At 60.7% G+C, this 2,136-nt stretch carries 3 protein-coding genes; 1 reads left to right on the top strand and 2 read right to left on the bottom strand.

Annotation, left to right across the window (positions count from 1 at the left end):
- Window positions 1-149: 149 nt before the first annotated feature.
- Window positions 150-701, bottom strand: a complete 552-nt coding sequence (locus WBF74_RS03680; protein WP_424435333.1) for a 1,2-dihydroxy-3-keto-5-methylthiopentene dioxygenase — start codon at window positions 699-701, stop codon at window positions 150-152.
- On the bottom strand, window positions 698-1,300 hold the full coding sequence (gene mtnB, locus WBF74_RS03675) for a methylthioribulose 1-phosphate dehydratase (protein WP_424435329.1): 603 nt from the start codon (window positions 1,298-1,300) through the stop codon (window positions 698-700). Before mtnB ends, WBF74_RS03680 begins: the two co-directional genes overlap by 4 nt.
- A gap of 237 nt (window positions 1,301-1,537) precedes the next feature.
- Here mtnB and WBF74_RS03670 point away from each other — a divergent pair.
- The coding region (locus WBF74_RS03670; RefSeq protein ID WP_424435326.1) for a hypothetical protein at window positions 1,538-2,136 on the top strand (599 nt) is incomplete at its 3' end.

Genomic DNA, 2,136 nt, shown 5'->3' with positions numbered 1-2,136 from the left:
GGCAAGGGCAGCCGCAACCTCCGGCACGCTTCCATTCGCGTTCACAAAAGAAGCAAGCCGCTCACGCGCATAGGGAAAGAGAACCTCATGCACAAAGACGAGCGGTGTCGTCGTCCCTTCGATATCCGTGACGATGGCGCGATAGCGGCTCATGCCGCGCTCTCGAATTTCGGGAAGCGCGACGCAATATCATCACCCGTGAAATGGCCGACCCATCCCTCAGGCGTGGTGAAAATGCGAATGGCGCAGAAATCCGGCGCAGGACCGGTATCAAACCAGTGCGTAATCCCCGCAGGCACGCTGATGAGATCATTCCGTTCACAGATCACGCGATGCACCTTGCCCTCAGAGCGCAGATAGAACGCGCCCGCACCATCAACAAAGAAGCGCACCTCGTCATCATCATGTGTGTGCTCCGCAAGAAATTTCTGGCGAAGCTCCTCGCGCGCGGGATTGTCGGGCTTCACCCGCACCACATCCACACTTTGATAGCCGCCTTCTTTCATGATGCGGGCAACATCGCTTTCATAGGCAGCAAGCACCGCTTCCTGATCGGCGTCACCGGCGAGATCATGCGGCGCGGCCCAGCGTTCAAAAATCACACCGATGCGCGCGAGCGCAGAGGCAATTTCCTCGCCATCGCGCGTATCAAGCAGCACAGTGCTCGGGTCCGTATCCGGATAGACGGTGAGACGGGTCATCTTGCGCCCTCCTCATGAAGATGTGCGGTGAGAAGAAAGTCGAACGCTTCCATATGGCGGATCGTCTCCGCAGCCGTTCGGCCCCAGACATAGAGGCCGTGCCCGGCAATGAGATAACCGGGGCAGAGCGAGGCGGCATGGATCCGCTCTTCGGCCAGCGCGGCAAGCCGCACCGTGTCCTGATCATTGGGCAGGATCGGAATGTCGATTGCCGTTTCATGGGTGGTGATGCCGGCAAAAGCCTTGAGAAGCTCCCAGCCCTCCAGCCGCAGGACACCTGCCTGCGCATGGCGGCGGGACAGCAGCGTCGCGGCAAGCCCGTGAATATGAGCCACCGCGCCGATCCCGGGGTTTGCCCGGTAGCGCGCGAGGTGCAGCGGTGCTTCCGCCGAGGCGCGCGCATGCGGCGAACCGGAAATCTCCGCCCCGATCACACCCGAAGCATCCAGCGCCGCCTTGTCCGCGCCGGTTGCGGTCAGCGCCGCTGTTTTTTCATCCATTCTGACTGAGAAATTGCCGCTTGTGGCAGGCACCCAGCCGCGCGCACCGGCATAGCGCGCCATCTCGATCACGCCTATTGCGGCTTCCTCAAAACTCAAGAGGGGGGGCAAGGAATCCTGCATTTCTGCGGCTTTCAACTCATCGGACTGAACAGGCGGCCACCATAATGGATTTCGCCGCTAATGAAAGGTCGGCGAGATACCACCCGGAATGGCGCATTACACCACAGGAACTAGGCACATGTATTTAAAGTTGTATAAACCCATTTGCGTGTGTCATCTTGGTTGAGAACAGTCCGATTCGCCTATTCATAAAGGTCTAGATCAATGATCTCCATGACACCGAATCATGAATCTGCCGCCTTCGTTTCGCTCGTTGACTCCGATTGCCCGCCGCTCTTCAGGCAAGCGGATATCGTTCCCCCCTCCTTCACCGAAACCGGCCTGAGCTGGCAACTGGCCCCGTCGCGCGGGGCGGTGAAGGACCGGCTGATGAAAGATGAGAATGTCCGGGTCGCTCTCATCGCCGCCGAAACCGAGGAAGACCCGCTGCTCCGCGATCTTGCGCGCAATATCGGGCAACTTCCCTCCCGGCCCTGGCTCCATATCGTTCTGGTCACATCCAGCCGGGTATCGCCGCCCCTGCTGGCCCTGCTCCGGCATTTCGCCTCATGGTCCGTCCTGTTGCTGCCCTGCAGCTCGGAAGACCTCCGCGACACGCTCATCGAAGCGGCAGACAAATCCGCCGAGCGGCATCGGCTCGCCATGCTCTCCACCGCCATCCGGGAAGAAGCCGAAGACTTGCTGGTGCGAACCCGGAATATTGTCGGCGCCCTCAAAAATGCGAATACGCCGGAGGCCCTCGGCAATCTCGTTAGCATTGCGGACCGGCTGAGCGGCGGCACGGGCGCGGGGACGCAGGCGCGCTTCGCGCT

It is taken from the genome of Parvibaculum sp. (genome assembly GCF_049672805.1).
GTDB lineage: Bacteria > Pseudomonadota > Alphaproteobacteria > Parvibaculales > Parvibaculaceae > Parvibaculum.
Note: the sequence above shows the minus strand (reverse complement) of the source record. Positions and strands in the feature narration are given on the sequence as shown.

What these genes read in the sequence shown, in the direction of transcription:
- WBF74_RS03680 (WP_424435333.1), bottom strand. Translation starts at nt 701, where the DNA reads ATGACCCGTCTCACCGTCTATCCGGATACGGACCCGAGCACTGTGCTG.